This window comes from Micromonospora sp. URMC 103 (assembly GCF_051386435.1).
Lineage (GTDB): Bacteria > Actinomycetota > Actinomycetes > Mycobacteriales > Micromonosporaceae > Micromonospora.
Genome location: NZ_JBPQTR010000006.1, coordinates 222,043 through 248,075, shown reverse-complemented (window position 1 = coordinate 248,075; position 26,033 = coordinate 222,043). Strand labels below are relative to the sequence as shown.

The following is a 26,033-nucleotide window of genomic DNA, read 5'->3' as shown; positions in this document are numbered from 1 at the left end:
TCCGGCCGACGTCCGTTGTGGAGAGACGACGGTCGACGGCGTCTGTCGGAGGACGGAACGAGACGCTACGCCGAGATGATCAATTCGTATAGGCGTGGCGCGGGAGCGACGGCGGCGCGCCGTGGCCCGGCGGCGCTGCCGGTTCTCGCCGGGGATCTCACCGCTCTCGCCAGCCGCCGTCGACGCGCAGGTCGACGCCGTTGACAGCCGGGTTCTCGAGCAGGAAGACGGCGGCGTCGACCACATCGGCCGAGGTGGGCAGCCGACCGGTCAACGTCCGGAGCCGGGCGTTTTCCTGCACCTGCGGCTTGTCCTGCCAGAACGGCGAGTCCACGACCATTCCGCTGTGCAACGAGTTGACCCGGACCGGCGCCAACTCGACGCCGAGGGTCCTGGTCATCCCCTCGGCCCCGCCGTTGATCGTCGACACCGTGGTCGATCCCGGATACGGCCGGTACCTCGCCCCGCCGCCGAACACGAGCACCGCGGCGTGCGGAGCGAGTCGGGATCGTACCACGTGGACGGTCGCGAGGTAGCCCACCAGCTTGAGCGTGGTGAGTCGAATGGCCCTGCTCTTCCTCGGAACAGTCGGGTCACGAGCCGACGACGCAGCCATGCGCACCGTCGGGCTGGGGTAGGTTGCGGTCCGATCGCCGCCGCTGATCGCTCGGCTCGGCGACGGTCGTGGCGCCTCCGGGGCTGGCCCGGTGGACCGCCCCGGAGGCTTCGCCGATCCGCGGCGGAGTCGGGGTGCCGTGCACGCGCTGGGAATGCGCCGCGAACGCCTGTGCGGCCAACTCGCCGATGGTCGGTTGCACCTCCGGCGGCATGTGGAGGATGGCCGTCGACACGACGTCCGGGTCGCCCTCGTACATCGACATACCGAACAGGAGGGGCAGGTGCTCCGGGGCGATCGCGCTGCCGCCCTCGGCGACCATCCGGCCCCACTCCGCTCCGGTGATGTGCTTCGCCATGATCGGAAGCGCCTGCGCCTCCTCCACGGCGAGATGCTCCGTCAGCCGAGGCACAAGGCGATCGAGCACCTCCGCCAGCGCGGCGCGGGCCTCGGGGTCGCCCGTGCCGCGCCAGGTCGCCAACGCCTCGTTCAGCTTCGTGTTCAAGCCCTCGATGCCTCTGTGCTGCTCCTCCATGAGGTGGACGATCGGGGCGACCTCCGCGGGCGCCCGTTCGAGCAACCTCACCCAGATGTGCTCGTCCTCGCCCCGGTGATGGTGGTGCAGAACGGTGTCGAGCAGTTCGATGTGCGCGCCGATGACCTCCGACCGTCCCGTGTCCCCGTCCGCCACGCTGCGGACGAGCGCCGGCATGAGGGTGAACTCACGGCGAAGGAGGGTGTGCACGAGGTACATGTCGCGGACATCGGCGAGCGGCTCGTCGCCTGCAGTCATGATCACTCTTCCAGTGGTCGTGCGTCGTGTGGGCGGCGTTCCGTGAGGACGCGGGCGCGTCGCTACAGGTCGTCGTCCGGAAGCATCTCGGAGCCGTAGCGGTTCGCGAGCTCCACCATCCGCGTGAGCCGTTCGGGTCCCCAGAGCCCAGGCTGCTCGCCGGGCCGCGGGTCCTCCCCGCCCTCGACGAAGGCGCCCTCCGGACCCCCGGGGGTGAAGAGGAAGAGCATCCGGGCGGGGTGCACCCCGACGTTCTTGAAGCGGTGCCGGTGCCCCCGTGGAATGAAGACGAGGTCTCCCGCCCGGCCGATGAACGTCCGGTCGCCGTCGAGGAACTCCAGCTCCCCGGAGATCACGTAGAACGCCTCGTCCGAATCCGCGTGGGAGTGAGCCACCGGTCCGGCGCCCGCGGGCACCGACGCGTCGATGAAGCTCAGCGAACCATTGGTCTGCGCCGCGGTCAGCTTGACCGTGTAGACGTCGCCGACCATCCATTTGGTGAGGCCCTCGCCGGCCGGCACGTGCACGGCGCCACGCTTGGTGTACCACGGGTCGCTTCGGTCCGGAACCTGAATCGAAAAGCTCACAGGAATCTCCTTTTTTGCAACGAGAGGATCAATGGGGATGCCCGTTCTTCCCGCGTTGCCCGGCGGGAATGCAGGGCCTACGGCTTCGAAAAGCGGCCGAGTCGATATCCGGCCTCACGCAACGTGCCTGCCATGTGCGCCGCATACCACTGCGGCCAGTCGGGGTCGGGCCCGCCGAGCTGCGTCTCGTGAATCCCGTGAGCGGCCGCGGCACGCCGGAGCGCGTCCAGCAGGACGTCGATCATGGACGATTCGACCCCTGCCGTCCCGCAGGAACTCATCGCCCCGGAGCCCGCACCTTGACCTCCTGCAGGACCCAGCCGTTGCCGTCCGGATCGCTGAACGAGGCGAAGGAACCGTAGTCACGACGATCCGGGTGAGGGCCGGACAGCCGCTGCTCATGACCGACGTGATGGAACACGCCCCCCGCGTCGTGGAACAGCTCCGACACCTCCACCCCGCGGGCGACGAGGTCGGCACGAGCCGCACCGATGTCGACGACGACGAGGTGCAGACCCTGAACCGAGCCGGGCGCGGCCGAGGTGATCCCGGTGCCGATGATGATCGAGCACTCCGAGCCGGGAGGCGTGAACTGCACCACCCGGTAGTCCTCGTCGGGGGCGACATAGTCGATGTCCAACCGGAATCCCAACGTCTCATAGAAATGCTTCGCCCGGTCGACGTCGGATACGGGCAGGACCACCACTTCAAGCTTCATGTTCATGACGAGAGAATCCGATTCCTTTCCGTACGAGTGGCGGGCAGCGGACCGAATCCGTCAGCCGCCCGGCCCGCCCGTCACGACGACCCTGACACGCCGGGGTGGACGTCTTGTTCTCGTTTTGTTGACGACCTGCCGGGCGCTGCCACCGCCAATGCCCTACGGCGCGTCGAAACCGGCCCGCTTCCGCCACCATCCGTTCCCTGGCCTGCTCGCCCCGCTCGGCCGGCTGCTCGGCTCCCGCCGACTGGAAACAGCGGCCTCCGGATACTGTTGGTGATCGCGGACGTCGGCCTCCGGAGGAACGTGCTGGTGAGCGGTGAACTGCGCTTCGAGGTGCTCGGGCCGGTACGGGCGTGGCGCGGTGGCGCCGAGGTGGAGCTCGGCACACCCCAACAGCGTGCGATCCTCGCGATCCTGTTGGTGCGAGCCGGCGCCGTGGCGACCCCGGACCAGTTGATATCGGGCGTCTGGGGAGAAACCGCGCCGCGCGCCGCGGCCGGCATGATCCGCTCTTACATCTCACGACTGCGTCGCGCGCTGGGCGACGGCAGACCAGCCACGGTGATCAGATCGATCGCCGGGGGCTATGCCCTGCAGGTCCCGCCGGGGCATCTCGACCTCGCCGACTTCCATCACCTGATCAGCAGCGCCCGCGAAGCGCGCTACCGCGGGGACGTCGACGCTGAGGCGTCCGACCTGCGGAACGCGCTCGCGCTGTGGAAGGGCACCCCGCTGTCGGGAGTACGCGGTGAGTACGCCGACCAGGAGCGCAACCGCCTGCTCCACATCCGGCTCGCGGCGATCGAAGATCTGGCCGCGGCGGACCTTGAACTCGGCCGACACGTCGAGGCGGCAGCTGGCCTGGCGCCGGTGGTCATCGAGCAGCCACTGCGCGAACGGGCACGCGAACTGCTCATGCTGGCGCTGTACCGGTCGGGGCGACAGGCCGAGGCCCTCGGGGTCTACCAGGAGACGCAGCGGCTGCTCGCCGACGAGTTCGGGCTCGACCCCGGACCGGAACTGCAGGAGATGCAACGGCGGATCCTGCGGTCCGACCCCTCCCTGGCCGCGCCGGCAGGCCCGCGACCGCTCGACGAGGCGCCGGTCCCTCGGTCGCCCGTTGCCGAGCCGGTCGAGCGGCTGGCGCCCCTGCCGCCGGATCTACCCGAGTTCACCGGCCGGACGGACCTCCTGCGCCGAATGACCCAGGCCCTGCGTCCGTCCGACGCGACCGTGCCGGTACTCGGTCTCACCGGTCTCGCCGGCATCGGCAAGACCACCCTCGCCGTGCACGTCGGGCACATGATCGCCGCCAATTTCCCGGACGGCCAGTTCTTCGTCGACCTGAACTCGCCGGCCGAGCCGCTGCCCATGCTGCTGCGCGGTGTCGGTGTCTCGAACGACTCGATGCCCGACTCTCCCCACGAATCCGCCCGGCTGTGGCGTTCGCGGACCGCCGGCCGCCGGTTGCTGCTGGTGCTCGACGATGCCCGAGACCTCGAGCAGGTACGGCCGCTACTGCCCCTTCCCGGTGGCGCCGCGGTCATCATCACCGCCCGGCGGCGCCTGTTCGGGCTGTCCTGCGCGCACTGGCTGACGCTCGACGCGTTGCCGGAGGACGACTCGCTCGCGCTGCTGGAGCGCCTGGTCGGCGTCGAGCGGGTCCGGTCGGAGCCTCTCCACGCCCGCGACCTCGTCCGGCTCACCGCCGGCCTGCCGCAGGTGGTGCACGCTGTCGGGGCCCGGCTGGTGTCGCGCCCCGGCTGGAGCCTGGCGACGGCGCTGAAGCGCCTGAGCAACCGTGGGCGCAACCTGGAGGTGCCGCACTCGGACTGCCGGGCCATCGAGAGCCCCTACGAATCCGCACTGCGCGACCTCTCACCACAGCAAGCCCGCGCGCTACGTCTCCTGGCCGTGCCGGACGGCCCCGATTTCTCGCTCGCCGCGGCGGCAGCGGCGCTCGACGTACCGGTCGACGAGGCGGAGAGCGTCCTGGAGTCGCTCGTCGACGTCCACCTCCTCGAGCCCCGGGCCGAGGACCGCTACCACTACCTCAGCCCGGTGCGCGGATTCGCCCGCAGTCGCGCACTGCTGGAAGACGGCCAGGCCGAATGCCAGGCCGCGCTCGCGCGACTGAGCCGGTTCTACCTCGCCACTCTGCGCAACGCCGTGCTCGCGACCGATCCCGGACGCACCCAGCCGTACGCCGAACCCGGCGGCCTGACGTTCGACACCGCCGAGACGGCCCAGGGCTGGCTGTCGGCGGAGCACAGACAGCTGTGGGCGACGGCTGCCCAAGCCGCGAGCATCCCGGAGGCTTCCGCCGGCCAACTGGCCGACCTGATCGAGCAGGTGAAGCTCGAACTGGTGGACGAGCCGGACCCCGACGTCGCCTGACGACGGGTGTACGCCGCGCCACTGCCGGGCGTCGACGGCGGCGGCTCGGCGAGCACGATCGGGCCTGACGGCCGGCGTCGGATGGGGGTTAGGCTCCTCCGATCGAGCTCACGTTACCGGGAGGTAATCATGTCGGAGCAGTCCCGCGTCGCCATCGTCACCGGAGCCGCGCGCGGTATCGGCGCGGCCACCGCCCGCCGGCTCGCCGCCGACGGCATGGCGGTCGCCGTGGTGGACATCGAGGAGTCCGCCACGAAGGAGACCGTCGACGCGATCGCGGCCGCCGGCGGTCGCGCGCTCGGCGTGGGCGCGGACGTCGCCGAGCGGGACCAGGTGGAGGCCGCCGTGGAGCGGGTCGCCGCCGAGCTGGGCGCCCCGACCGTGCTCGTGAACAACGCCGGCGTGCTCCGCGACAACCTGCTGTTCAAGATGAGCGACGCCGACTGGGACACGGTGCTGGCCGTGCACCTGCGCGGCGCCTTCCTGTTCAGCCAGGCCGCGCAGAAGCACATGGTCGAGCGGAGGTACGGCCGGATCGTCAACCTCTCCAGCACCTCGGCCCTCGGCAACCGCGGTCAGGCCAACTACTCGGCGGCCAAGGCCGGGCTGCAGGGCTTCACCAAGACCCTCGCCATCGAGCTGGGCCCGTTCGGGATCACCGTGAACGCGGTGGCCCCGGGGTTCATCGTCACCGACATGACGGCCGCGACGGCCGCCCGGATGAAGGTGGACTTCGCCGAGATGCAGAAGCACGCCATCGCCGAGATCCCGGTGCGCCGGGTGGGCCGGCCGGAGGACGTGGCCCACACCATCTCGTTCCTGACCAGCGAGGGCGCGTCGTTCGTGTCCGGCCAGGTGATCTATGTAGCCGGGGGCCCCAAGGACTGACTCCGCCGGAGCAGCACGGCCACCCTTCCCGCGGGAGGGTGGCCGTTGCCGTCCGGTGGGTTCAGCGGGCCGTGTCGCGCGTGCGCCAGAGCCAGAAGAGGCCGAGCATCGGGAGGACCAGCGGGACGTAGCCGTACCCGCTGCCGAACTGCGACCAGACGGTCTCGTCCGGGAAGAGCTGCCGGTCGGCCAGGCTCAGGATGCCCACCGCGATCACACCCACCAGCTCGATCGAGCAGCAGGCCAGGGCGAGCCGGCGCCCGGTGTGACCGGCCCGGGCCAGCCCGATCGCCGCCACGATGTAGATCAGCGCGGCCACCGCGGACAGCGCGTAGGCCACCGGCGCCTCGTCGAACTTCGTGACGATCTGGAGAGCCGCCCGCGAGGTGGCCGCGATCGCGAAGAGGATGTAGACGGCGATGAGCAGCCGGCCCGGCCCCCGGTTGGTCGTGCGCCGTGGCGTCGCCGTCTCAACCACCGAGCACCTCCCAGGTCTGCTGGAGCCGGACCACCACGACGGGGGTGACCAGGCACACCACGCAGACGATCGCCGAGCCCCAGCGGGTGGGTTCCATCCGGGCCAGCACCGCCGCCAGGGGCGGCAGGCAGACCAGCGTCACCACGTAGCCGAAGAAGGCGCCCGGTTCGCCCGGCCGCTCGCCGCCGGCGAGGGCCACCAGCGCCCCGACGGTCAGCGCGAGCAGCGCCAACTCGAGCACGCCCAGGCCGATGAGCTGCCAGCGGTCCGGCGGCCGGCTGCGGACCGCCGCCACCAGGGCCCACAGCGCGAGTACGAGCGACAGCACGATCGACGCGGTGGCGAGCGCGCCGTCCACCGGCGAACCCGCCGTGGCGGCGGCGGTCATCGGGGCCACCCGGCCCTTGGCTCGGTCACCGGCACAGCCTACTAACCGTTGTAGTAACCGCCCCTGCGCCCCGGCCCCCGACGCCCCTCGCCTGCATCGACGCGAGCCGGGGGACTAGCGTGGATCACGTGCCGTGGCGCCGCCGCGGCGGACGACGACGGGAGTACCTCGTGCTGCGGTTCGGCTTGTTCGGCACCGGTCACTGGGCGACGGAGACGCACGGGGCGGCGCTCGACGCGCACCCGCGCGCCGAGTTGGCCGGCGTGTGGGGGCGGAACCCGGAGCGGGCCGCCGCTCTCGCCGAGCGGTACGGCGTGCCCGCCTTCGACGACGTCGACGCGCTCATCGAGGCGTGCGACGCGGTCGCCGTCGCCCTGCCGCCCGACATCCAGGCGGACATCGCGGTCCGCGCGGCCACCGCGGGCCGCCACCTGCTGCTGGACAAGCCGCTCGCGCTCAGCCTCGCCGACGCCGACCGCGTGGTCGAGGCCGCGCAGGGCGCCGGCGTCGCCTCGGTGGTCTTCTTCACCCAGCGGTTCCAGCCGAACGTCACGGCCTTCCTCGCGGCCACCGCGGCGGCCGGCGGCTGGCAGCACGCCAAGGCGATCATGTTCTCGTCGATCTACCAGCCGGGCAGCCCGTACGGCGGGTCGCAGTGGCGCAAGGAGCACGGCGCGCTCTGGGACGTCGGCCCGCACGCCCTCTCGATCATCCTGCCGGTGATGGGTCGGGTGGAGACGGTGGCCGCGGTGGACGGGCCACGGGGTTTCGTGCACCTGCTGCTCACCCACGACGGGGGTGCCACCAGCAGCATCTCGCTGACCCTGGACGCACCGACCGAGGCGATGACCCGCGAGCTGGCGTTCTACGGCGAGAACGGCATCGAGACGGTCCCGCCCGGGCAGACCGGGCCGGCGACCGCCTTCACCGTGGCGATCGACCAGCTGCTCGAGGAGATCGAGGCGGGCACCCGCGACCACCGCTGCGACGTGCGCTTCGGCCGCGAGGTGGTGGCCGTGCTGGCCGCCGCCGAGACCGCCCGCGCCGAGTCCCGCACCATCACGATCCCCGCGTGACCCCCGGGCGCGCCCCGGGCGCGCCCTGAGCCCTTCCCGGGCGTTGATCATGAAGTTATTGCCCTCGGCGTCGGCGTGTCGGCGCAATAACTTCATGATCAACCCGGGTGGTGGGGGCGGGGAGGAGCTCGGTGGCGGGGTCCGTGTCGTAAACCGGTGGTGCCGGCGGGGCCGGTTCGTTAGCGTGCCGGCATGTTCACGCACGCCCTGATCCAGGTGGTCGGCACGCCGGCCGCCCGGGGCCCCCAGTTGGCGTCCCGCCCGCGAGTCCGGCGTCCGGCCCTGGCCGGCCGGGACGCGACCCGCGACTGACCGCAGGCGCGACCGCGCCATCCTCCAGGGCCGTCCGAGTCCCGATCCACTCGGACAGGCCCCGCTCCGGGCTGCCTGTCCGCCCCGTCGCCACGAGGCGACAGACAGGACGACGACACGTGGCGCCCCGCCGTACCCGAGCAACCGAACGCGACCGGTCCCGTCGCGTACTCTCCCAGAACTTCCTCGCCGACCCGGCCGCCCTCACCCGCGTGGTCCGGGCGGCCCACCCCGACCCGGACGATCTCGTGCTGGAGGTCGGCGCCGGCCGCGGCCAGCTCACCCGGCCGCTCGCCGCCCGCTGCGGGCGGCTCGTGGCGTACGAGGTCGACCCGGTGGCCGCCGCCGAGCTGGCCGCGGTCTGCGCCGGGCTGCCCAACGTCCGGCACCGGCAGGCCGACTTCCTCACCGCCGAACCACCCGCGGAACCGTTCGCGGTGGTCGGCAACATCCCCTGGTCGCTGACCTCGGCGGTGGTCCGGTGGTGCCTGGCCGCCCCGCGGCTGCGCGCGGCCACGCTGCTCACGCAACTGGAGTACGCCCGCCGCCGCAGTGGCGACTACGGGCGCTGGTCGCGGCTCACCGTGCTCACCTGGCCGGAGTTCTCCTGGCGGCTCGCCGGACGGGTGCCCCGGACGGCGTTCCGCCCGGTGCCGCGCGTGGACGCGGGCATCCTGCGGATCGACCGCCGGTCGGAGCCGTTGCTGGCCCCGGGGGCGCTGCCCGCGTACCGCCGGATGGTGGAGCTGGGCTTCGGCGGCGCCGGCGGCTCGCTCGCGGCCTCGCTGCGGCGGCGTCACCCGCCGGCCCGGCTGGCCGCGGCGCTCCGGGCGACGCGGCTGGACCCGGCCACGCCGGTAGGGCACGTCTGGCCGGAGCAGTGGCTGGTCCTGTTCCGCCTGCTGCACGCCGGCTGACGCGGTCCCGGGCCGGTGCGACCGGTGTCGCGCCGGCCCGGCGGCGGTCAGGCCAGCGTGCCGAGCGCCTCGTGCAGCTCGGCGGGCGAGTCGAACTGCTCCGCCGGCAACGTCCGCAACATCTGCAACATCTGCGTGCTGGCGCCGTTCTCCTGCCCCCAGCGGACCAGGTCCTCGCGCGAGACCGGGTAGTCGAGCCCGGCCAGGAACTCCTGCCACTGCACCCCGGTGACGGTCATGCCCGGCGGCTACCCGCTCTGCCCGCCGGCACACCGGCCGCCGACCGCCGGCACACCGGCCGCCGACCGCCGGCACACCGGCCGCCGACCGCGGACATCGGCCGCCGACCCGCCGGCACACCGGCCCGCCGACCGGCGTGTCGCGGCCCGGCGCGCCGACGGTTTGCCCGCCGACCCGCCGGGTAGCCGCTGGCATGCTGGTTCAGCGGCTCGGCGCGCCGAGCGACTTCGATCCCCTGCTGGAGCGCGTCCGGGACGCCCGGGTGGTGATGATCGGCGAGGCCACCCACGGGACCTACGACTACTACCGCCTCCGGGAGCAGCTCACCCGGCGTCTCATCGCCGAGTGCGGCTTCTCGTTCGTCGCCGTCGAGGGGGACTGGCCGGACTGCGACCGGGTGAACCGCTCGGTGACCGCGGCGCCGGGCGGGGCCGCGGAGCCGCTGGCCGCGCTGGAACGCTTCGAGCGCTGGCCGACCTGGATGTGGGCCAACGCCGAGGTGGCCCGCTTCGGCCGCTGGCTGCGGGCCTGGAACGCGGAGCGCCCCGCGGGGGAGCGGGCCGGCTTCCACGGGCTGGACGTCTACAGCCTCTGGGAGTCGATGCAGGCGATCTTCGACTACCTGGGCGAGGAGGATCCGCGGTCCCTGGAGGCCGCCCAGGACGCGTACCGCTGCTTCGAGCCGTACGGCAAGCGCGAGGAGGAGTACGGCATCGCGAGCCGATTCGTCTCCGCCCGCTGCGAGGAGGAGGTCGTCCGGCTGCTGGCCCGGACGCGGGAGCACGCGCTCGCCGACGGCGCGGACAGCTTCTCGGCGTGGCAGAACGCCGAGGTGGTGGCCGGCGCCGAGCGGTACTACCGAGCCATGGTCGCGGGTGGCCCGGAGTCGTGGAACATCCGGGACACCCACATGCAGGACACGCTCGACCGGTTGCTCGACCGGTACGGCCCGGAGGCGCGGGGCGTGGTCTGGGCGCACAACACCCACGTGGGCGACGCCCGGGCCACCGACATGACCACCGACGGCATGATCAACATCGGTCAGCTGGCCCGCGAGCGCTACGGCACCGAGGCGGTCGCGCTCGTCGGATTCGGCTCCTACCAGGGCACCGTGATCGCGGCGCCGCGCTGGGGCTCGCCGGCCGAGGCAATGGTGGTGCCGCCGGCCCGGCCCGGCTCGATCGAGCGGCGGCTGCACGAGCTGATGCCGGACCGGGCGGTGCTGGTCTTCGGCGGTGACGACCAGCCCGGGTGGGCCACCGACACCGTCGACCACCGGGCCATCGGGGTGGTCTACGACCCGAGCTTCGAGTCGTGGGGCAACTACGTGCCGACCCGGCTGGCCGAGCGGTACGACGCGTTCATCTGGTGCGACGAGACGACGGCCCTGCACCCGCTGCCCGCGACGAGCACCCCCGGCGAGATGGAGACCTATCCCGCCGGGGTGTGACCGCCGGGGGTCAGCCGCGCGGGCCGACCGGGGTGGGGCTGCGCTCGGCGAGGTGGGCGTGCAGCCCTTCGCCCTCGACGTCGACGTTCGGCAGGATCCGGGCCAGCCACCTCGGCAGCCACCAGGCGCGGTCCCCGAGCAGGGACATCACGGCCGGAACGATGGTCATCCGGACCACGAAGGCGTCGATGGCCACGCCCACGGCCAGCGCGAAGCCGATCGACTTGATCACGGGGTCGTCGAGGAAGAAGACGAAGCCGCCGAAGACCGAGATCATGATCAGCGCGGCCGCCGTGACCACCCGGGCGCCGTGCCCCATGCCGCTGATCGTCGCCTGCCGGGCCGTGTCGCCGTGTACGAAGTCCTCGCGCATGCGCGAGACCAGGAAGACCTCGTAGTCCATGGCCAGGCCGAACAGGATTCCGATGAGCAGGATCGGCAGGAAGCTGATGAGCGGGCCGGGGGTCTCCAGGCCCACCAGGTCGGCGAGGTGGCCCTGCTGGAAGACCGCGACCGTGATGCCGAACGTGGCCGCGACGGTGAGCAGGAAGCCCAGCGCCGCCTTGACGGGCACCAGCAGCGAGCGGAACACCAGCATGAGCAGCAGTACCGAGAGCCCCACCACGAGGAACAGGTAGATCGGGAGCGCGTCGGCGAGCTTCTCCGAGACGTCGATGCCGATGGCCGTGGCCCCGGTCAGCAGGACGTCGGCGTCGCGGATCCCGCCGACCTGACCGCGGATGTCGTGCACGAGGGTCTCGGTGGCGGCGTCGGTGGGCCCGGTCTTCGGGAGCACGCCCAGCAGGGCCGTACGCCCGTCCGGGCTCAGCTGCGGCGGCGCCACCGCGAGCACGTTGTCGGTGCGCTGCACGAGGGCGGTCACCTGGGGTACGGCGGAGGCCGTCGCCTGCGGGCTGTCCCCGGCCACGACCACGGCCAGCCGGCCCGTGAAACCGGGCCCGAAGCCCTCGGTGATGAGGTCGTTCGACACGCGGGCCGGCGAACCCACGGGCGCCGTGCCGGCGTCCGGCAGGGCCAGCCGCATGCCCGGCGTGGGGAGCGCGAGCAGGCCCAGGCCGAGCAGGCCGACCAGGATGACCGGCACCCGGAACCGGGTGACGAGCCGCGCCCAGCGGAAGCCGAACCCGGAGCGGTTCTCGGCGGGGTGGATCTCCCCGTCGAGGCCGGCGGGCGCCGCGCCGTCGACTGCCGGAACGGCCGAGCGCAGCTTGCGGGGAAGCGCCCGGCGGCCGGCGAAGCCGAGCAGCGCCGGCTGGAGGGTGAGGGCGACCAGCACCGCGACGGTGACCGTGCCCGCGGCGGCCAGACCCATCACCGTCAGGAACGGGATGTCGACCACGGCCAGGCCGGCGAGCGCGATGACCACGGTGGCACCCGCGAAGAGGACGGCGGAGCCGGCGGTGCCCACCGCGCGGCCGACCGCCTCGTCCGGGGGCAGCCCCTCGAGCAGGTTCTGCCGGTACCGGGAGGTGATGAACAGCGAGTAGTCGATGCCGACCGCGAGACCGAGCATCAGCGCGAGGATCGGCGCGGTGCTGGTGAGTTCCACGGTGCTGCTGAGGGCGTAGAGTCCGGCCATGCCCACGGCCACGCCGATCAGGGCGTTGAGCATGGTCATCCCGGCCGCGACCAGCGAGCCGAACGTGACGACGAGGACGACCGCCGCCACCACCACGCCGATCGCCTCGGTCGAGCCGACCTCGGGCTCGGCGTTGAGCACCTCGCCGCCGGGGGCCACCTGCCAGCCCTGCGCCTCGGCCGCCTCGCCCACCCGCTCGTACGCCGCGCGCTGCTCGTCGTCCACCTCGTCGCCGCCGGTGGCGAACTGGACCTGGATCAGCGCGTACCGGCCGTCGGGTGAGACGGCGCGCGCCGTGAACGGGTCCACCGCGCCGATCACGCCGGGCACCTGGCCGGCCTCCTGGACGATCTCCTTGACCACGGCCTGGCCCTGGGGGCTGGCCAGTTGGCCGTCCGCCGGGGCCTTGACCGCGATCGTCCCGGTCGCGCCGCTGGCCGCCGGGAACTGCTGGGCGAGCAGGTCGAGTGCCCGCTGGGACTCCGTGCCGGGCATCGTGAAGTTGCTGGCCGTCGGGCCGCGCAGGAACACGGCGGCCAGACCGAGACCGACGAGTACGACGAGCCAGATCGCGGCGACGAGTCGCCGCCGGCGCAACGAGCCCCGGCCGAGCCGGTAGAGCAGGGTCGCCATCAGGGTTCCTTTGTCCTCAGTCGTGGTTGGGGTCGGGGACGGGTTCGAGGGCCCGCCGGGTGAGGGCGAGCAGGGCGGGCCGGAGTTCCTCGTCGGGCACGTCGACGAACTCGGCGCACCCCTCGGAGATGCCGGCGAGCAGCACCAGCGCCGCGATCCGGGCGGCGGGCCGGTCGCTGTTACCGGCCAGGGCGTCGAGCAGCCGTTCGGAGATCCGCTGGACGTGCGCGAACGCGGGCTGGCGCAGCAGCTCGGGGAACTCGCTGCGGAGCAGGGCGATCTCCCGCCGGAACCGGACCGCGAGGTCGACGAACCCCTCGGCGGCGGCCCGCTGCGCCGCGCCGCCGGTCAGCCCGGTGAGCCGCGCGTCGAGCGCCTGGAGCACCGCGATGGCCGGGGCCATCAGCTCGGTGAGCAGGGCCTCCTTGTTCGCGAAGTGGTAGAGCACCGTGGCCTTCGAGCAGCCCACCTCGGTGGCGATGTCCTGCAACGACGTTCCCCGGTAGCCGGTCGCCGCGAACCGCCGTGCCGCGGCCGTCAGGATCTCGCCGCGGGTCTCGGGTTCCGCCCGTCGCATGCCGCTCACCTCCGCTGACCAGCATGCCTGACCGATCGGTCAGACCCTGACCGATCGGTCAGACGAAAAGCGTGGCCTTCCGCACAGAGGCGCGAAGGTTTACGGGTGCGCGCCAGCCTCCTGACCGTCGACCGCGCCCGAGCCTCGCCCCGACCTCGCCGATCATGCAGTTGTGGTGGGCTAAATGTTCGTATTCATGCCTTGTGTCACCCACCACAAGTGCATGATCGCCGGGTGGGGCGGGCGAGGGCGCGGGCCGCGTCAGGCTGGGCCGTGCTCTCGGTCGTACGTCGCGCGGGCTGCGGCGATGGTGCCGCGGTGCCGCTCGGCCCAGCTCGTGAGGGCGACCAGGGACTCGTAGAGCTCCAGCGCGATGGGGGTTGCCGTGTACTCGACCTTGGGCGGCACGGTCGGGTGGACCTTGCGGACGAGCAGGCCGTCCCGTTCCAGGTGGCGCAGCGTCAGCGTGAGCATCCGGCGGCTGATCCCCTCGATCTGCCGCTCCAACTCGGTGAAGCGCACGGGGCCCTGGGAGGCGGCCACGAGGATGCCGATGCTCCACTTGCCGCCCACCCGGTCGAGCACCTCCCGGACGGTGCAGGCCTTCGCCTGCCCCGGTGTGAACGGCGCCACAGCCTCGGCCGCGCAGGCCGTCAGAGCGTTGAGCTGCGCGGACACATCCGTGTTCCTCTGGGACATCACAGTGCCTCCTTCCGCACGGCCTCATGGTCACAGACGATGGCCTCGGTAACAAACCGTGCACCATGGAGGCATCCCATGAACGCCCGCACCGACCCGTCCCGCTGGCCCGCCCTGCTCGTGCTGTGCGCGGGAAGCCTCATGATCATCCTCGACGGCAGCATCGTGGCGGTGGCGCTGCCCACCATCCAGCGCGATCTCGGGTTTTCGGCGACCGGCCTGGCCTGGGTGGTCAACGCGTACCTCGTCGCCTTCGGCGGGCTGCTGCTGCTCGCCGGCCGCCTCGGCGACCTGCTCGGCCGGCGGCCGGTCTTCCTCGCCGGGGTCACCCTCTTCACGCTGGCCTCGCTGCTGTGCGCCACCGCCACCGGGCCGGCCACGCTGATCGGCGCGCGCTTCCTCCAGGGCGTCGGGGGCGCCCTCACCATGGCGGTCAGCCTGGGCATGATCGTGCGGCTCTACCCGGAGCCGGCCGAGCGGGCCCGCGCCATCGCGGTCTTCAGCTTCACGGGAGCCGCCGGCGCCTCTCTCGGCACGGTGGCCGGAGGCGTGCTCACCGACCTCGCGGGATGGCGGTCCATCTTCCTCGTCAACCTGCCGGTCGGTCTGGTGATCGTGCTGGCGACCGTACGCCGGATCGCCGCCGACCGGGGTGTCGGCCCGCGGGCCGGTCTGGACGCGCCCGGAGCGGCGCTCGCCACGGCCGGCCTCATGGCGGCGGTGCTCGCGATCGTGGGCACCGGCGAGCACGGCTGGACCTCGGCCCGCACGCTCGGTGCGGGGCTCCTGGCGGCCGCCCTGCTGGGCGCGTTCGCGCTGCGCCAGCGGGCCGCGGCCACCCCGTTGCTGCCGCCCCGGATCCTGCGTACGCCCGGCCTGGTCGCCGCGAACGCCGTCCAGTTCCTCGCGGTGGCGGCGTTCTTCGGCTTCCAGTTCCTGCTCGCGCTCGACCTCCAGGTGGTGCTCGGGTTCGACGCGGCCGCCACCGGCTGGGCCTTTTTGCCCACCCCGGTCGTGATCGGGGCCGTCTCGCTCGGCGTCGCCGGTCGGCTCATCGCCCGGTACGGCGTCCGCACGGTGCTCGTCACCGGGCTGGGCCTGGCGCTCGTGGGGTTCCTGCTGCTCGCGCGGCTGCCGGCCGACGGCGGCTACCCGGCCGACGTGCTCCCCGCGCTGCTGGTCTTCGGGCTGGCCGGCGGCCTGACACTGCCCGCGGTGACCACGGCGGCCATGGCCGGGGCGGGCGAGGCCGACGCGGGTCTCGCCTCCGGGCTGGCCAACACCACGCAGCAGATCGGCGGCGCCTTCGGTCTGGCGGCGCTCGCCACGCTGGCCGCCGGCCGGGCCGCCGACCTGCGCACCCGCGGGTGGGACGAGGTGGCCGCGTTGGCCGCCGGCTACCGCGGCGCGTTCGCGGTGGCCGCCGGGCTGATCGCCGTCGCCGCGCTGGTCGCCGCGCTGACGCTGCGGACGCGGCCCGTCCCGGCGCCGGTCCCGGTGCCCGCCGCCCGGTAGCCGGTGGGGTCGGCCGGGACGGGCCGGCGTTCCGGCCGGCGCGGTGGCGGGGCGGGCGGCGCGGCCCGCTCGGCCGGGTCCAGCGGCGCGGAATTGGCGATGGGAGCGGGTCGGCGCGGGCCGGAGAATCGCCGCATGACCATCGATCTCGCCGACCGGGCCGCCGAGCTGCGGGCGCTGCACCGGCCGGGTGACCCGCTCGTCCTCCCCAACGTCTGGGACGCGGCCTCCGCCCGGGCGGTCGCCGCGGCCGGCTTCCCGGCCGTCGCCACCAGCAGCGCGGCCGTCGCGGAGACGCTCGGCCACGCCGACGGCGAGGCCACCCCGCCGGGCGAGATGATCGCCGCCGTCGCCCGCATCGCCCGGGTGGTCGACGTCCCGGTCACGGCCGATCTCGAGCGGGGGTACGGGCTGCGCCCGGCCGAGCTGGTCGAACGGCTGCTCGCGGCCGGGGCGGTCGGGTTGAACCTGGAGGACTCCGACCCGGCCACCGGCCGGCTGGTCGAGGTCGACGAGCAGGTCGCACTGCTCGCCGCGGTCCGCGCGGCGGCCCGCGTCGCGGGAGTCGAGGTGGTTATCAATGCCCGGCTCGACATCTTCCTCGGCGGCGGCGGTGACCCGGCCGGCCGGCTCGCCGAGGCGGTCGACCGCGCCCGGCGCTACCGCGCGGCCGGAGCGGACTGCGTCTACCCGATCGGGCTCACCGACCCGGACGCCGTATGCGCCCTGGTCGACGCGGCGGACGGGTGGATCAACCTGCTGGCCCGTCCCGGCGGGCCCGGCGTCGCCGACCTGGCGGCCCTCGGGGTGGCCCGGATCAGCTACGGCCACCACCTCCACGCGGCCGTCGGCGCGCGTACGGAGGAGCTGCTGGCCGCCGTCCGGGCCGGCGCGGACCCGTTCGGCTCGGCGCGTCCGGTCGCGTCCGGTTGACCACCGCCCGCCCGGCCGGGAAGGTGGGCTGATGAGCGGGGCGGACGAGACCCGGGACGGGGTCGCACTGACCAACCTGGACCAGACGCTGTTCGAGGGCGCCGGGGCCAGCAAGCGCGACCTCGTCGACTACCTCGACGCCGTCCGGGACCGGATCATCCCGCAGCTGCGGGACCGGCCGCTGTCGGTGATCCGGGCACTGCGCGGGCAGGCGCCGTTCATGCAGAAGAACCTGCCGAAGTACACGCCCGAGTGGGTGCGCCGGGTGCCCGTCTGGGCCGAGGCGTCACACCGGGAGGTCTCGTACGCGCTCTGCGACGACCGCCGCACGCTGCTCTGGTTCGCCAACCAGCGGGCCATCGAGTTCCACCCGACGCTGGCCCGGGTCGACGACCTGCACCGCCCCACCCACCTGGTGCTCGACCTGGACCCGCCGGAGGGCGACTCGTTCCCCGCGGCGGTGGCCGCCGCCCTGCTGGTGCGGCAGGCGCTCGCCGACTCCGGCCTGGCCGGCGCCGTGAAGACCAGCGGCGCCAAGGGCGTGCACGTCTTCGTGCCCGTCGCGTCCGGCGCCGATGCGGAGGAGATGGCCGCCGCCACCCGGGCGCTCGCGGCCCGCGCCGAGCGGCTCGACCCGGCGCTCGCCACCACGGCGTTCCTCCGTGAGGACCGGGGCGGGCGGGTCTTCGTCGACTCGACGCGGGCGGGCGGGGCCACCGTGGTGGCCGCGTACAGCCCGCGCCTGCGGCCCGGGCTGCCGGTCTCCTTCCCGGTCGACTGGGCCGACCTGGGCGACGTCACGCCGGCCGACTTCACCGTCCGCACCGTCCCGGGCCTGGTCGCCGGGCGCGATCCATGGCTGGACCGGATGCCGGCGCCACAGGCGCTGCCGGCCGACCTGATCGAGGAGGGGCGCGCCATCCCCGTGGCGCGGGTGCAGGCGATGCACGAGGGCAAGCGCCGGGCGCGGGCCCGGCGCCAGGCCGACTGACGCCCCCGCGTACGACTCACTCCGGCCAGTCGTTGCCCAGGATGATCTCCACGAAGTCGTCCCGGACGAACGACGGGTCGTAGTGCGCGAGGACGTCCGCGTTCACGGTGCCGAACGTGGTCCGCGGCCGGTGGGCGAAGCCCTCGGTGAACGCGGCCAGGATCCGACGCTTGAAGTCGGGACGCGGGTGGGCCGCCGTCACCTCGGCGACCCGCGCCGGGTCGAGGTCGCGGTAGCCGATGCCCAGCACGTCGGTCTCCACGCCGGCGGTCACCAGGGCGATCTCCGGGTCCAGGTGCTCCGGCACGCCCGGCGTGGTGTGCAACGCGATGGCCAGCCAGACCTTGCGCGCCTCGGCGGGGGAGCGCCCGTGGTCGAGCAGGAACCGTTCGGCGGCCCGCGCCCCGTCGACCTCGAAGCGCAGGTCGTCGCTGCGGTACGACCCGGTCAGGCCGAGGTCGTGGAACATCGCGCCCACGTAGAGCAGCTCGGGGTCGGGGGAGAGGCCCCGCCGCTCGCCCTGGAGCGCGCCGAACAGGAACACCCGCCGCGAGTGGTGGTAGAGCAGGTCGTCGGTGGCCTGCCGGACGAGGTCGGTCGCGGCGGTGACGAGGGGGGTGTCCGGGATGCTGATCCCGGCGATGGTCTCGGTCATCGAATGCTCCTTCGGTACGGGGCTTCGCGCTGGTCACGCGACCCTTCCCCGATGCTGCGCGGCTAGACTCGACCGGGCCATGTCCCTGAGGACACCTGCCCCACAGATACGGACATCGCCGCTGGCGTGAAGGAGGACAACGTGACGGCCGGAACGCGAGCCCACCGCGTCGGCGTGGTGGTCTTCGACGGGGTGCAACTGCTCGACGTCTCCGGCCCGGTCGACGTGTTCGACGCCGCGAGCCGGCGCGGCGCCGACTACTCGGTGCGGTTGCTGGGGTGGCGGTCGCCGCAGGCGCGCACGTCGTCGGGCGTGCGGCTGACCGCCGACGCGATCCTCGACGAGGCCGACCCCGTCGACACGCTCGTGCTCACCGGCGCCGACGACCTCTCCGCGCTGCCCGACCCGGCCGACGTCCGGGCCCGGCTCGGCCGGCTCGTACGGCCCGACACCCGCCTCGCCGCGGTCTGCACCGGCGCGTTCGTGCTGGCCCGTACGGGCTGGCTGGCCGGGCGGCCGGCCACCACCCACTGGCGGCACGCCGCGCGGCTGCGGGCCGAGTTTCCGGAGATCGAGGTGCGGCCGGACGCCATCTACGTCCGCAGCGGGCGCTTCGCGACCAGCGCCGGCGTGACCGCCGGCATCGACCTGGCGCTCGCCCTCGTGCAGGCCGACCACGGCGCCGGGCTGGCCCGCGAGGTGGCCCGGGAACTCGTGGTGTTCATGCAGCGCCCGGGCGGGCAGTCCCAGTTCTCCGTCCGGCAGGACCTGCCGCCCAGCGGCGACCAGCGGCTGCGCCGGGTCGTCGACCGGGTGGCCGCCGACCCCGCACGGGCCTATCCGATCGAGGCCATGGCGCGGGATGCCACGGTCACACCGCGCCACCTGCGGCGGCTGTTCCAGCAGGAGTTCGGCGTCACGCCCGGCCGCTACGTCGAGATGGCCCGGACGGAGGCCGCCCGGGCGTTCCTCGAACAGGGCGGCACGGTCACGCAGGCCGCCCGGCACAGCGGGTTCGGCAGCGACGAGACGCTGCGGCGGGCCTTCGTCGCGTTGTACGGCATCCCGCCCTCGGTCTACCAGCGGCGCTTCCGCTCCGCCCTCGCGGGCTGACCTGAGCGGGCCGGTCGGCCGAAGGGCGCGCTATCGACCGGGCCTGGCGGTGTCGCCCGGGGCCGCTTCGGGTTTCGTGGCCGCTTCGGGTTTCGCGAAGAGAATCTCCCGAGCCTGCTCCGCGGCGCGCGTGAGGCTCTCCGTCACGAAGTCGACGAAGCGGGCGATGTTCTCGAGGCGGGCGGCGGCCGGGGTGTCGGGGCCGAGGATCCGGACGCCCTGCCGTGCGGTCTCGGCGAGCTCGACGTTGGCCTGCGCGGCGGCGATCATCCCCTGGTACCAGACGTCGTTGTCGACGAGGTAGCGCTCCCGGCGGCGCTCGTCGCGCTCCCGGCGGACGAGGCCCTGGCTCTCGAGGAACGTGATCGCCTTGGAGATGGACGCCGGGCTGACCTGGAGGCGCTGGACGAGTTCGGACGCCGTGAGGCTGCCCGCGTCGGTGGTGTAGAGGCACGTCAGCACCCGGGACATCATCTTGGGCAGGCCCTGTCGCATGAAGAGGGTGGTGAACGCCTCCTCGTACTCGCGCACGGCCTCGGCGTCGCGTCCGTCGGCCTGCGGGGACTCCTGCGGCCCGCGGGGGGCGGCCTGCCGGCGCCGGTGGGCGCGGCGCTCGGTGGCCCGGTGGGCCAGATCGGCGCGGTAGGCCGTGGGGCCGCCGTTGCGCATCACCTCCCGCGTGATCGTCGACGTGGGCCGGTCCAGACCCCGGGCGATCTCCGCGTAGGCGAGGCCGTCGGCCAGCCCCACCGCAATCTGCTGGCGTTCCTGTTGGGTGAGCCTGCCGCCCGGCATCGCGATCTCCCCTTCCGCTTCCTGGATGCCCCCAGCATAGCGTTCACCCGTAGTCATTGCAACGAATGAGACGCGTCAGCGTTGCGTTAGAAATAGGCTCGTTGCAACGATTCCTCGGCTTCTACCTGCGCTTATGCGCATCTTGTGCAACGGCATAGTTGCCTGATCTGTGAACGCAACGTAGCGTTTCCGGTGTTGGAAAAAGCACCCGCTGGAGGAGCCACCATGCACACGTTCGACACCCCCGCCCCGATCTCCGCCGTCCTGGACATCCCCGCCGGGCGGGTGCAGGTGATCGCCGCCGACCGCGCCGACACCGTGGTCGAGGTCCGGCCCACCGACGCCGCGAAGAGCCGTGACGTGAAGGCGGCGGCGCAGGTCGAGGTCGCCTACGGCGACGGGATCCTGCGCATCCGCACCCCCGAGCCCCGGAACCAGCTCTTCGGCCCGTCCGGGTCCGTGGAGGTCACCGTCCAACTGCCCGCCGGGTCCGGCGTCGAGGCCACCACCGCCAGTTCCGAGTTCCGCGGCGTGGGGCGCCTCGGCGACGTCGTCTTCGACGGCGCGTACCGCCAGATCAAGATCGACGAGGCCGCGAGCGTGCGCCTCACCGCGATCGACGGCGACGTCGAGGTCGGCCGGCTGGGCGGCCCCGCCGAGATCAGCACCACACGGGGCGACATCCGGATCGCCGAGGCCGTACGCGGCCGGGTCGAGCTCCGTACCCGGTCCGGCGACATCTCCGTCGTCGCCGCGGCCGGCGTCTCGGCCGCCCTCGACGCCGGCACCGACCACGGCCGCGTCAGCAACGCCCTCCGGAACGACGGCACCACCGACCTCGACATCCACGCCACCACCTCCCACGGCGACATCACCGCCCGCAGCCTGTAGAAGGAGCACCGATCATGACCAACCTGGCCATCGCGGCGAACGGGCTGCGTAAGTCCTACGGCGACAAGGTCGTGCTCGACGGCGTCGACCTGATGGTCCCGGCAGGAACGATCTTCTCCCTGCTCGGCCCGAACGGCGCCGGCAAGACCACCGCCGTCAAGATCCTCTCTACCCTCTTATCTCCCGACCCCGCCTCCGGCGACCTTCGCGTCGGCGGCCACGACCTCGCCACCGACCCTCAGGCGGTCCGCGCCGCGACCGGCGTCACCGGCCAGTTCTCCGCCCTCGACAACCTGATCACCGGCGAGGAGAACATGCTCCTCATGGCCGACCTGCACCACCTGCCCAAGCGGGAGGGCCGCCAAGCCGTCGCCGAGCTCCTGAAGCGCTTCGACCTCACCGACGCCGCGACGAAGCCCGCCTCCACCTACTCCGGCGGTATGAAGCGCCGCCTCGACCTCGCCATGACCCTGGTCGGCAAACCGCGGGTCATCTTCCTCGACGAGCCCACCACCGGCCTCGACCCCCGCAGCCGCCACGACATGTGGCAGATCATCCGGGAACTCGTCGCCGACGGAGCCACCGTCCTCCTCACCACCCAGTACCTGGAGGAGGCCGACGAGCTCGCCGACCGCATCGCCGTGCTCCACGACGGGAAGATCGCCGCCGAGGGCACCGCCGACGAGTTGAAGCGGCTCATCCCGGGCGGGCACGTCCGGCTCCGCTTCACCGACCCGGCCGCGTACCAGGCGGCGGCCCTCGCGCTTCGCGACGCCACCCGCGACGACGACTCCCTCACGCTGCAGGTCCCCAGCGACGGCAGCCACCGCGAGCTTCGCGCCATCCTCGACCGGCTGGACTCGGCCGCTGTCGAGGCCGACGAACTGACCGTGCACACCCCCGACCTCGACGACGTGTTCTTCGCCCTGACCGGCGGCGCTCGCGTTCCCCACCAGCCCACGGAGGCCGTCCGATGAGTTCCCTCTCCCTCGCCGTACGCGACTCGTTCACGATGCTGCGCCGCAACCTGCTGCACGCGCGGCGCTACCCGTCCCTCACCCTGAACCTGCTGCTCACCCCGGTCATGCTGCTGCTGTTGTTCGTCTACCTCTTCGGCGACGTGATGGGCGCGGGCATCGGGGGCGGCGGCGGGGACCGTTCCGACTACGTCGCGTACCTCGTCCCGGGTCTCCTGCTCATGACCATCGGCAGCACCGTGATCGGGACCGCGGTGTCCGTCTCCAACGACATGACCGAGGGCATCATCGCCCGCTTCCGCACGATGGCGATCCACCGCGGTTCGGTGCTCGTCGGCCATGTCGTCGGCAGCGTGCTTCAGTCAGTCATGAGCGTGGTCCTCGTGGGCGCCGTGGCCGTGGCCATCGGCTTCCGTTCCACGGATGCCGGCCTCCTGGAGTGGCTTGCGGCGTTCGGGCTGCTGGTGCTCTTCGCCACGGCGCTCACCTGGATCGCGGTCGGCATGGGTCTCATCAGTCCGAACGCCGAGGCCGCCAGCAACAACGCGATGCCGTTGATCCTGCTGCCGCTCCTCTCCAGCGCGTTCGTCCCGGTCGACGCCATGCCCGGCTGGTTCCAGCCGATCGCCGAGTACCAGCCGTTCACCCCCGCCATCGAAACCCTCCGGGGCCTGCTGCTCGGCAGCGAGATCGGCCACAACGGGTGGCTCGCGGTCGTCTGGTGCCTGGGTCTCGCGGTCCTCGGCTACGTCTGGTCGACCGCGAAGTTCAACCGCGACCCGAAGTAACCTCGCCTGTTCGCCGGCCACGTCGGGCTCACCGAGCCCGACGTGGCCGCTTCGCGTCGGACCGCTGGTTCCGGAACACCCCCACGACCGACATCGCTGAGCCGGTGATCAAGAGGTTTGCGTCATACCGGAGCGGAAACCTGACGCAAAGCTCTTGATCACCGCGGTCGCCGGCCTCCGCGGTCGCCGGCCGCCGTGGGTGGCGGCCTGCTGGTGGTGGTTGGGGAGACGACAAAGGCGCCCGACCCAGGTTCCGTGGTCAAGCGCCTTTTTCGTGCTGGTCAGCTCTGGTGCCCCCGGCAGGATTCGAACCTGCGCTCCCGCCTCCGGAGGGCGGTGCTCTATCCCCTGAGCTACGGGGGCTCAGCGACTGGAGAAGACTAGCAAACGTCGTCCGCGAACGACGAATCGGTATCCGCCGCGCCGCGCCCGTCGTATCGATCATGAGGTTGACGGCGTATTCGGAGCTCACGAACGCCGTCAACCTCATGACCAACGGGCGGTTGGACCGTGCGGCAGCTCAGGCGGCTACGGCGCGGCCGCAGCTCGGCAGCGGGTGCAGCACGATCCGCCGGGGCAGCCGGCGCGGCCACTCGCTGCGGGTCCAGGAACCGTCGACGATGAGGTGCACGGTGCGCTGCTCCTCCCCGCTGAGCCTCAGGACGAACTCGCGGGGCAGCGGCGGGTCGACGTTCGGCGTGGTGATCATGAACCGGACGCGGCCCCGCGAGGAGACAGCCGAGACGACGTCGGCCGCCGGCATGGTGCCCCGCAACCGGACCCGGCCGATCCAGTACACCTCGGCGAGGTGCTCCTGGGCGGCACGGGTGATCGCCGGGTACTCGCTGCGTACCCAGCGCTCGACCGCGCCGACGCAGAGCCCGCAGGCGCGCTCGCGGGGCTCGCGCGGACCCAACCCCCAGGCCCGCAGGTACGCCCCGACCGCGCCGGCGTCCAGCGGCACACCGAACCGGCTCTGGATGACGGTGGTGAGGCTCTGCCGCGTCCACAGCTCCTCGTCCAGGCCGAAGTGGTCCGGGTGGACGCCCCGCAGGGTGTCGATCAGCTCGAGTTCCTGTTCGCGGCTGAGCATCCCCGGCTCGCCCTGCCGCTGTCCGCGACGGACGGCTGCCACCGCCCCGTCACCGCCGATGGTGTGGCGCCGGCACCAGCTGGTGACGGAGCGCCGTGCGTCTCTGAGTGCAACCCCCACGTCCTGCGCAACGAGCCCGAATCGCATCTGGTCACGATATGTGGGGAGAAAACTACCGAAGTAACACAATCGGACATGACGCCCATACTCGCCCTCCCTGAACGGCGGTCGGCTTTGCGCGACGCCGGAAAGTGATCAAGAGGTTTGCGTCAGCCGAAGGACCGGCGATGACGCAAACCTCTTGATCGAAGCGAGGACGGACGGGCTCTGGACCGGGACCCTGGCGGGCCGGGCAGTCAGCCGCCCAGGCGCTTCTTCGCGTTCGTGAGGTTGGTGAGGTCGGTCTGCTGGGTGTTCTTCATGACCTGGGCCGTGCGGACCACGTCCGGCTCGTCACTGGCCCCGAGCACACCGTCGATCATGTGGATGCCGCCGAGATGATGCTTGATCATCATGTTCACGAAGAGGAGGTCGAACTCCCGCCCCTGGGCGGCGCGTAACCGCTCCATCTCCTGGGGCGTGGCCATGCCCGGCATGAGGCCGTCCTTCACCAGGCCCGCGCCGTCCGGCATCCAGGCCATCCGCGGCCGGGAGCCGGTCGGGTCGAGACCCCACGACCGGAGCCAGGTCTGCATCGTGCCGATCTCACCCTGCTGGCCCGTGGCGATGTCGCCGCCCATGCTGCGCACCTCGGGGTCGGTGGCGCGCTGGAACGCCATGAGACCCATCTCGACCGCCTGGGCGTGGTGGGCCGTCATGTCCCGGGCGAACCCGGCCTCGACGGAGTCGTCGCCCGGGCGGGTGAGCGTGGGCGTCAGCAGGCCGCCCGCGTACCCGAGCAGCAGCGCGACCACGACGGCGACGACTCCCGCCACCAGGCCGATGCGTCGGCGGGATCCCCGGCCGCCGTCGGCGGCCGGGGTCTCGGGCGTGGTGTCCAGCGTCGCGGGAGCCGTCATCGAAGTCCTTACTGGGTCGGCATCTGCTGGCCGTCACGCGGCGTGGTGCCGGTGGCCGTGATGCCCTGGTTGCAGAGGGCGGTCGGCCCCTCGACCGAGGCGTTCACCCGCAGCGTCTTGATGAACTCGTCGATCCGGCTGTCGTCGGGGTTGTCGACCTTGAGCTGGTAGCCCCAGGCCTGCAGCGAGATCGGCTTGTCGAGCCCCTCGAACGGGCTCATGAGCATCTTCTCGTTGCCGCGCACCTTCTCGGCGAGCTTGGCGACCTGGTCGGCGGGGAGATCCGGACGGTAGGTGATCCAGATGGCGCCGTGCTCCAGGCTGTGCACCGCGTGCTCGTTGGCGATCGGGGCGTCGTAGACGTCGCCCATGCAGTTCTGCCAGGCCTGGTTGTGGGGGCCGGCCACCGGCGGGAGGATGTTGTAGGTGACCTTGCCGGGCTGGTGGTTGCTGCCCTTGACCAGCTCCGGGTCCTTCTTGCGGTAGTCCACGATGCCGTTGATGGCGTCGGCCCGCTCCTCCCACGGCTTCGAGCCCTGGAACGCGGCCCAGGCGCCGTAGCCGATGATCGCCACGGCGAGCACGCCCACGGCGACGAAGAGGGCGATCGGGCCCATCGAGCGGCCCTGGCTGACCTTGACCGGGGCGACCGGCTTGCGGGGGCCCTTGCCGCCACCGCCGGCCCGAGGGGCGCCCGCCGGCTTGCCGGATCCGGCCTTGGCGCCGGACGCCGGCCGGCCCGCGGCCGGCTTCTTGCCCGTGCTGACCACGGTCGGACGGCGCTGCTCGCCGCCCGGGGTGCTGATGCTCATCGTGCCTCGTCAGGTCGGTCGGTCAGGGAAGCCGGCGGCCTGGTGCACACAACGGGTCGCCGCCGCGGGTGCCGAG

28 protein-coding genes and 1 tRNA gene are annotated in these 26,033 nt (G+C 72.7%); 12 read left to right on the top strand and 17 right to left on the bottom strand.

Features of this window, described 5'->3' with window-relative positions:
- Window positions 1-157: 157 nt before the first annotated feature.
- From ACSNOA_RS27385 to ACSNOA_RS27365, 5 genes are all read right to left on the bottom strand, one after another.
- Window positions 158-541, bottom strand: coding sequence for an SDR family oxidoreductase (locus tag ACSNOA_RS27385; protein ID WP_436662669.1), 384 nt, complete (start codon window positions 539-541; stop codon window positions 158-160).
- Window positions 542-593: 52 nt separating this feature from the next.
- Window positions 594-1,409: a hemerythrin domain-containing protein gene (locus ACSNOA_RS27380; protein ID WP_436662668.1), complete on the bottom strand. Its 816-nt coding sequence runs from the start codon at window positions 1,407-1,409 to the stop codon at window positions 594-596.
- Between the two features lie 62 nt (window positions 1,410-1,471).
- Window positions 1,472-1,996, bottom strand: coding sequence for a cupin domain-containing protein (locus tag ACSNOA_RS27375; protein WP_436662667.1), 525 nt, complete (start codon window positions 1,994-1,996; stop codon window positions 1,472-1,474).
- A gap of 77 nt (window positions 1,997-2,073) precedes the next feature.
- The gene (locus ACSNOA_RS27370; protein ID WP_436662666.1) at window positions 2,074-2,241 is read right to left on the bottom strand and encodes a hypothetical protein; all 168 of its coding nucleotides are present in this window, start codon (window positions 2,239-2,241) and stop codon (window positions 2,074-2,076) included.
- A 32-nt stretch (window positions 2,242-2,273) separates the two neighbouring features.
- Window positions 2,274-2,720 carry a VOC family protein gene (locus ACSNOA_RS27365; RefSeq protein ID WP_436662665.1) on the bottom strand — a complete coding sequence of 149 codons (447 nt, stop codon included), beginning with the start codon at window positions 2,718-2,720 and terminating at the stop codon, window positions 2,274-2,276.
- A gap of 30 nt (window positions 2,721-2,750) precedes the next feature.
- Here ACSNOA_RS27365 and ACSNOA_RS27360 point away from each other — a divergent pair, with 30 nt between their 5' ends.
- Window positions 2,751-5,117, top strand: a complete 2,367-nt coding sequence (locus tag ACSNOA_RS27360) for a BTAD domain-containing putative transcriptional regulator (RefSeq protein ID WP_436662664.1) — start codon at window positions 2,751-2,753, stop codon at window positions 5,115-5,117.
- A 129-nt stretch (window positions 5,118-5,246) separates the two neighbouring features.
- Complete coding sequence (gene fabG / locus ACSNOA_RS27355) at window positions 5,247-6,005, top strand: 3-oxoacyl-ACP reductase FabG (protein WP_436662663.1); 759 nt, start codon at window positions 5,247-5,249, stop codon at window positions 6,003-6,005.
- A gap of 61 nt (window positions 6,006-6,066) precedes the next feature.
- Here fabG and ACSNOA_RS27350 read toward each other — a convergent pair whose 3' ends face one another.
- Both ACSNOA_RS27350 and ACSNOA_RS27345 read right to left on the bottom strand, forming a co-directional pair.
- Window positions 6,067-6,483, bottom strand: coding sequence for a hypothetical protein (locus ACSNOA_RS27350; RefSeq protein ID WP_436662662.1), 417 nt, complete (start codon window positions 6,481-6,483; stop codon window positions 6,067-6,069).
- Window positions 6,476-6,871, bottom strand: coding sequence for a hypothetical protein (locus ACSNOA_RS27345; RefSeq protein WP_436662661.1), 396 nt, complete (start codon window positions 6,869-6,871; stop codon window positions 6,476-6,478). Before ACSNOA_RS27345 ends, ACSNOA_RS27350 begins: the two co-directional genes overlap by 8 nt.
- Before the next feature lie 170 nt (window positions 6,872-7,041).
- On the opposite strand from ACSNOA_RS27345, the gene ACSNOA_RS27340 reads away from it, so the two are divergent.
- Together ACSNOA_RS27340 and erm are read left to right on the top strand one after the other, a co-directional pair.
- The gene (locus ACSNOA_RS27340) at window positions 7,042-7,947 is read left to right on the top strand and encodes a Gfo/Idh/MocA family protein (protein ID WP_436663396.1); all 906 of its coding nucleotides are present in this window, start codon (window positions 7,042-7,044) and stop codon (window positions 7,945-7,947) included.
- A gap of 431 nt (window positions 7,948-8,378) precedes the next feature.
- Window positions 8,379-9,176 (top strand): ErmE/ErmH/ErmO/ErmR family 23S rRNA (adenine(2058)-N(6))-methyltransferase, encoded by a 798-nt coding sequence (erm, locus tag ACSNOA_RS27335; RefSeq protein WP_436662660.1) that lies wholly within the window; start codon window positions 8,379-8,381, stop codon window positions 9,174-9,176.
- Window positions 9,177-9,223: 47 nt separating this feature from the next.
- Here erm and ACSNOA_RS27330 read toward each other — a convergent pair whose 3' ends face one another.
- Complete coding sequence (locus ACSNOA_RS27330; RefSeq protein WP_436662659.1) at window positions 9,224-9,415, bottom strand: DUF2795 domain-containing protein; 192 nt, start codon at window positions 9,413-9,415, stop codon at window positions 9,224-9,226.
- 194 nt (window positions 9,416-9,609) lie between these two features.
- On the opposite strand from ACSNOA_RS27330, the gene ACSNOA_RS27325 reads away from it, so the two are divergent.
- Window positions 9,610-10,866 carry an erythromycin esterase family protein gene (locus tag ACSNOA_RS27325; protein WP_436662658.1) on the top strand — a complete coding sequence of 419 codons (1,257 nt, stop codon included), beginning with the start codon at window positions 9,610-9,612 and terminating at the stop codon, window positions 10,864-10,866.
- Window positions 10,867-10,876: 10 nt separating this feature from the next.
- Here ACSNOA_RS27325 and ACSNOA_RS27320 read toward each other — a convergent pair whose 3' ends face one another.
- From ACSNOA_RS27320 to ACSNOA_RS27310, 3 genes are all read right to left on the bottom strand, one after another.
- Window positions 10,877-13,099, bottom strand: coding sequence for an MMPL family transporter (locus tag ACSNOA_RS27320; RefSeq protein ID WP_436662657.1), 2,223 nt, complete (start codon window positions 13,097-13,099; stop codon window positions 10,877-10,879).
- Window positions 13,100-13,115: 16 nt separating this feature from the next.
- On the bottom strand, window positions 13,116-13,676 hold the full coding sequence (locus ACSNOA_RS27315; protein ID WP_436662656.1) for a TetR/AcrR family transcriptional regulator: 561 nt from the start codon (window positions 13,674-13,676) through the stop codon (window positions 13,116-13,118).
- 261 nt (window positions 13,677-13,937) lie between these two features.
- A complete protein-coding gene (locus tag ACSNOA_RS27310) occupies window positions 13,938-14,378 on the bottom strand; it encodes a winged helix-turn-helix transcriptional regulator (protein ID WP_436662655.1) in 441 nt (146 codons plus the stop codon).
- Between the two features lie 75 nt (window positions 14,379-14,453).
- Here ACSNOA_RS27310 and ACSNOA_RS27305 point away from each other — a divergent pair, with 75 nt between their 5' ends.
- The 3 genes from ACSNOA_RS27305 (at window position 14,454) to ligD (ending at window position 17,814) form a co-directional block, all read left to right on the top strand.
- On the top strand, window positions 14,454-15,890 hold the full coding sequence (locus tag ACSNOA_RS27305) for an MFS transporter (protein WP_436662654.1): 1,437 nt from the start codon (window positions 14,454-14,456) through the stop codon (window positions 15,888-15,890).
- Window positions 15,891-16,025: 135 nt separating this feature from the next.
- The gene (locus ACSNOA_RS27300; RefSeq protein ID WP_436662653.1) at window positions 16,026-16,823 is read left to right on the top strand and encodes an isocitrate lyase/PEP mutase family protein; all 798 of its coding nucleotides are present in this window, start codon (window positions 16,026-16,028) and stop codon (window positions 16,821-16,823) included.
- 31 nt (window positions 16,824-16,854) lie between these two features.
- Window positions 16,855-17,814: a non-homologous end-joining DNA ligase gene (gene ligD / locus ACSNOA_RS27295; protein WP_436662652.1), complete on the top strand. Its 960-nt coding sequence runs from the start codon at window positions 16,855-16,857 to the stop codon at window positions 17,812-17,814.
- Between the two features lie 16 nt (window positions 17,815-17,830).
- On the opposite strand, the gene ACSNOA_RS27290 is transcribed toward ligD, so the two are convergent.
- Window positions 17,831-18,469, bottom strand: coding sequence for an HD domain-containing protein (locus ACSNOA_RS27290; protein ID WP_436662651.1), 639 nt, complete (start codon window positions 18,467-18,469; stop codon window positions 17,831-17,833).
- 141 nt (window positions 18,470-18,610) lie between these two features.
- On the opposite strand from ACSNOA_RS27290, the gene ACSNOA_RS27285 reads away from it, so the two are divergent.
- A complete protein-coding gene (locus ACSNOA_RS27285; protein ID WP_436662650.1) occupies window positions 18,611-19,582 on the top strand; it encodes a GlxA family transcriptional regulator in 972 nt (323 codons plus the stop codon).
- Window positions 19,583-19,612: 30 nt separating this feature from the next.
- On the opposite strand, the gene ACSNOA_RS27280 is transcribed toward ACSNOA_RS27285, so the two are convergent.
- On the bottom strand, window positions 19,613-20,377 hold the full coding sequence (locus ACSNOA_RS27280; protein ID WP_436662649.1) for a helix-turn-helix domain-containing protein: 765 nt from the start codon (window positions 20,375-20,377) through the stop codon (window positions 19,613-19,615).
- 225 nt (window positions 20,378-20,602) lie between these two features.
- Here ACSNOA_RS27280 and ACSNOA_RS27275 point away from each other — a divergent pair, with 225 nt between their 5' ends.
- Genes ACSNOA_RS27275 through ACSNOA_RS27265 form a run of 3 tightly spaced genes read left to right on the top strand, consistent with a single transcriptional unit; the run spans window position 20,603 to window position 23,033 of the window.
- Complete coding sequence (locus ACSNOA_RS27275; RefSeq protein WP_436662648.1) at window positions 20,603-21,268, top strand: DUF4097 family beta strand repeat-containing protein; 666 nt, start codon at window positions 20,603-20,605, stop codon at window positions 21,266-21,268.
- A 14-nt stretch (window positions 21,269-21,282) separates the two neighbouring features.
- Window positions 21,283-22,245, top strand: a complete 963-nt coding sequence (locus ACSNOA_RS27270; RefSeq protein ID WP_436662647.1) for an ATP-binding cassette domain-containing protein — start codon at window positions 21,283-21,285, stop codon at window positions 22,243-22,245.
- Window positions 22,242-23,033 carry an ABC transporter permease gene (locus ACSNOA_RS27265; protein WP_436662646.1) on the top strand — a complete coding sequence of 264 codons (792 nt, stop codon included), beginning with the start codon at window positions 22,242-22,244 and terminating at the stop codon, window positions 23,031-23,033. Before ACSNOA_RS27270 ends, ACSNOA_RS27265 begins: the two co-directional genes overlap by 4 nt.
- Before the next feature lie 288 nt (window positions 23,034-23,321).
- Here ACSNOA_RS27265 and ACSNOA_RS27260 read toward each other — a convergent pair.
- The 4 genes from ACSNOA_RS27260 to ACSNOA_RS27245 form a co-directional block, all read right to left on the bottom strand.
- Window positions 23,322-23,396 (bottom strand) — tRNA-Arg (locus tag ACSNOA_RS27260).
- Between the two features lie 157 nt (window positions 23,397-23,553).
- Window positions 23,554-24,246 (bottom strand): winged helix-turn-helix domain-containing protein, encoded by a 693-nt coding sequence (locus ACSNOA_RS27255; RefSeq protein ID WP_436663395.1) that lies wholly within the window; start codon window positions 24,244-24,246, stop codon window positions 23,554-23,556.
- 236 nt (window positions 24,247-24,482) lie between these two features.
- On the bottom strand, window positions 24,483-25,145 hold the full coding sequence (locus tag ACSNOA_RS27250) for a DUF305 domain-containing protein (RefSeq protein WP_436662645.1): 663 nt from the start codon (window positions 25,143-25,145) through the stop codon (window positions 24,483-24,485).
- 8 nt (window positions 25,146-25,153) lie between these two features.
- Entirely contained in the window at window positions 25,154-25,957 is an 804-nt protein-coding gene (locus ACSNOA_RS27245; protein WP_436662644.1) for a DUF3105 domain-containing protein, read from the bottom strand.
- Window positions 25,958-26,033: the final 76 nt, after the last annotated feature.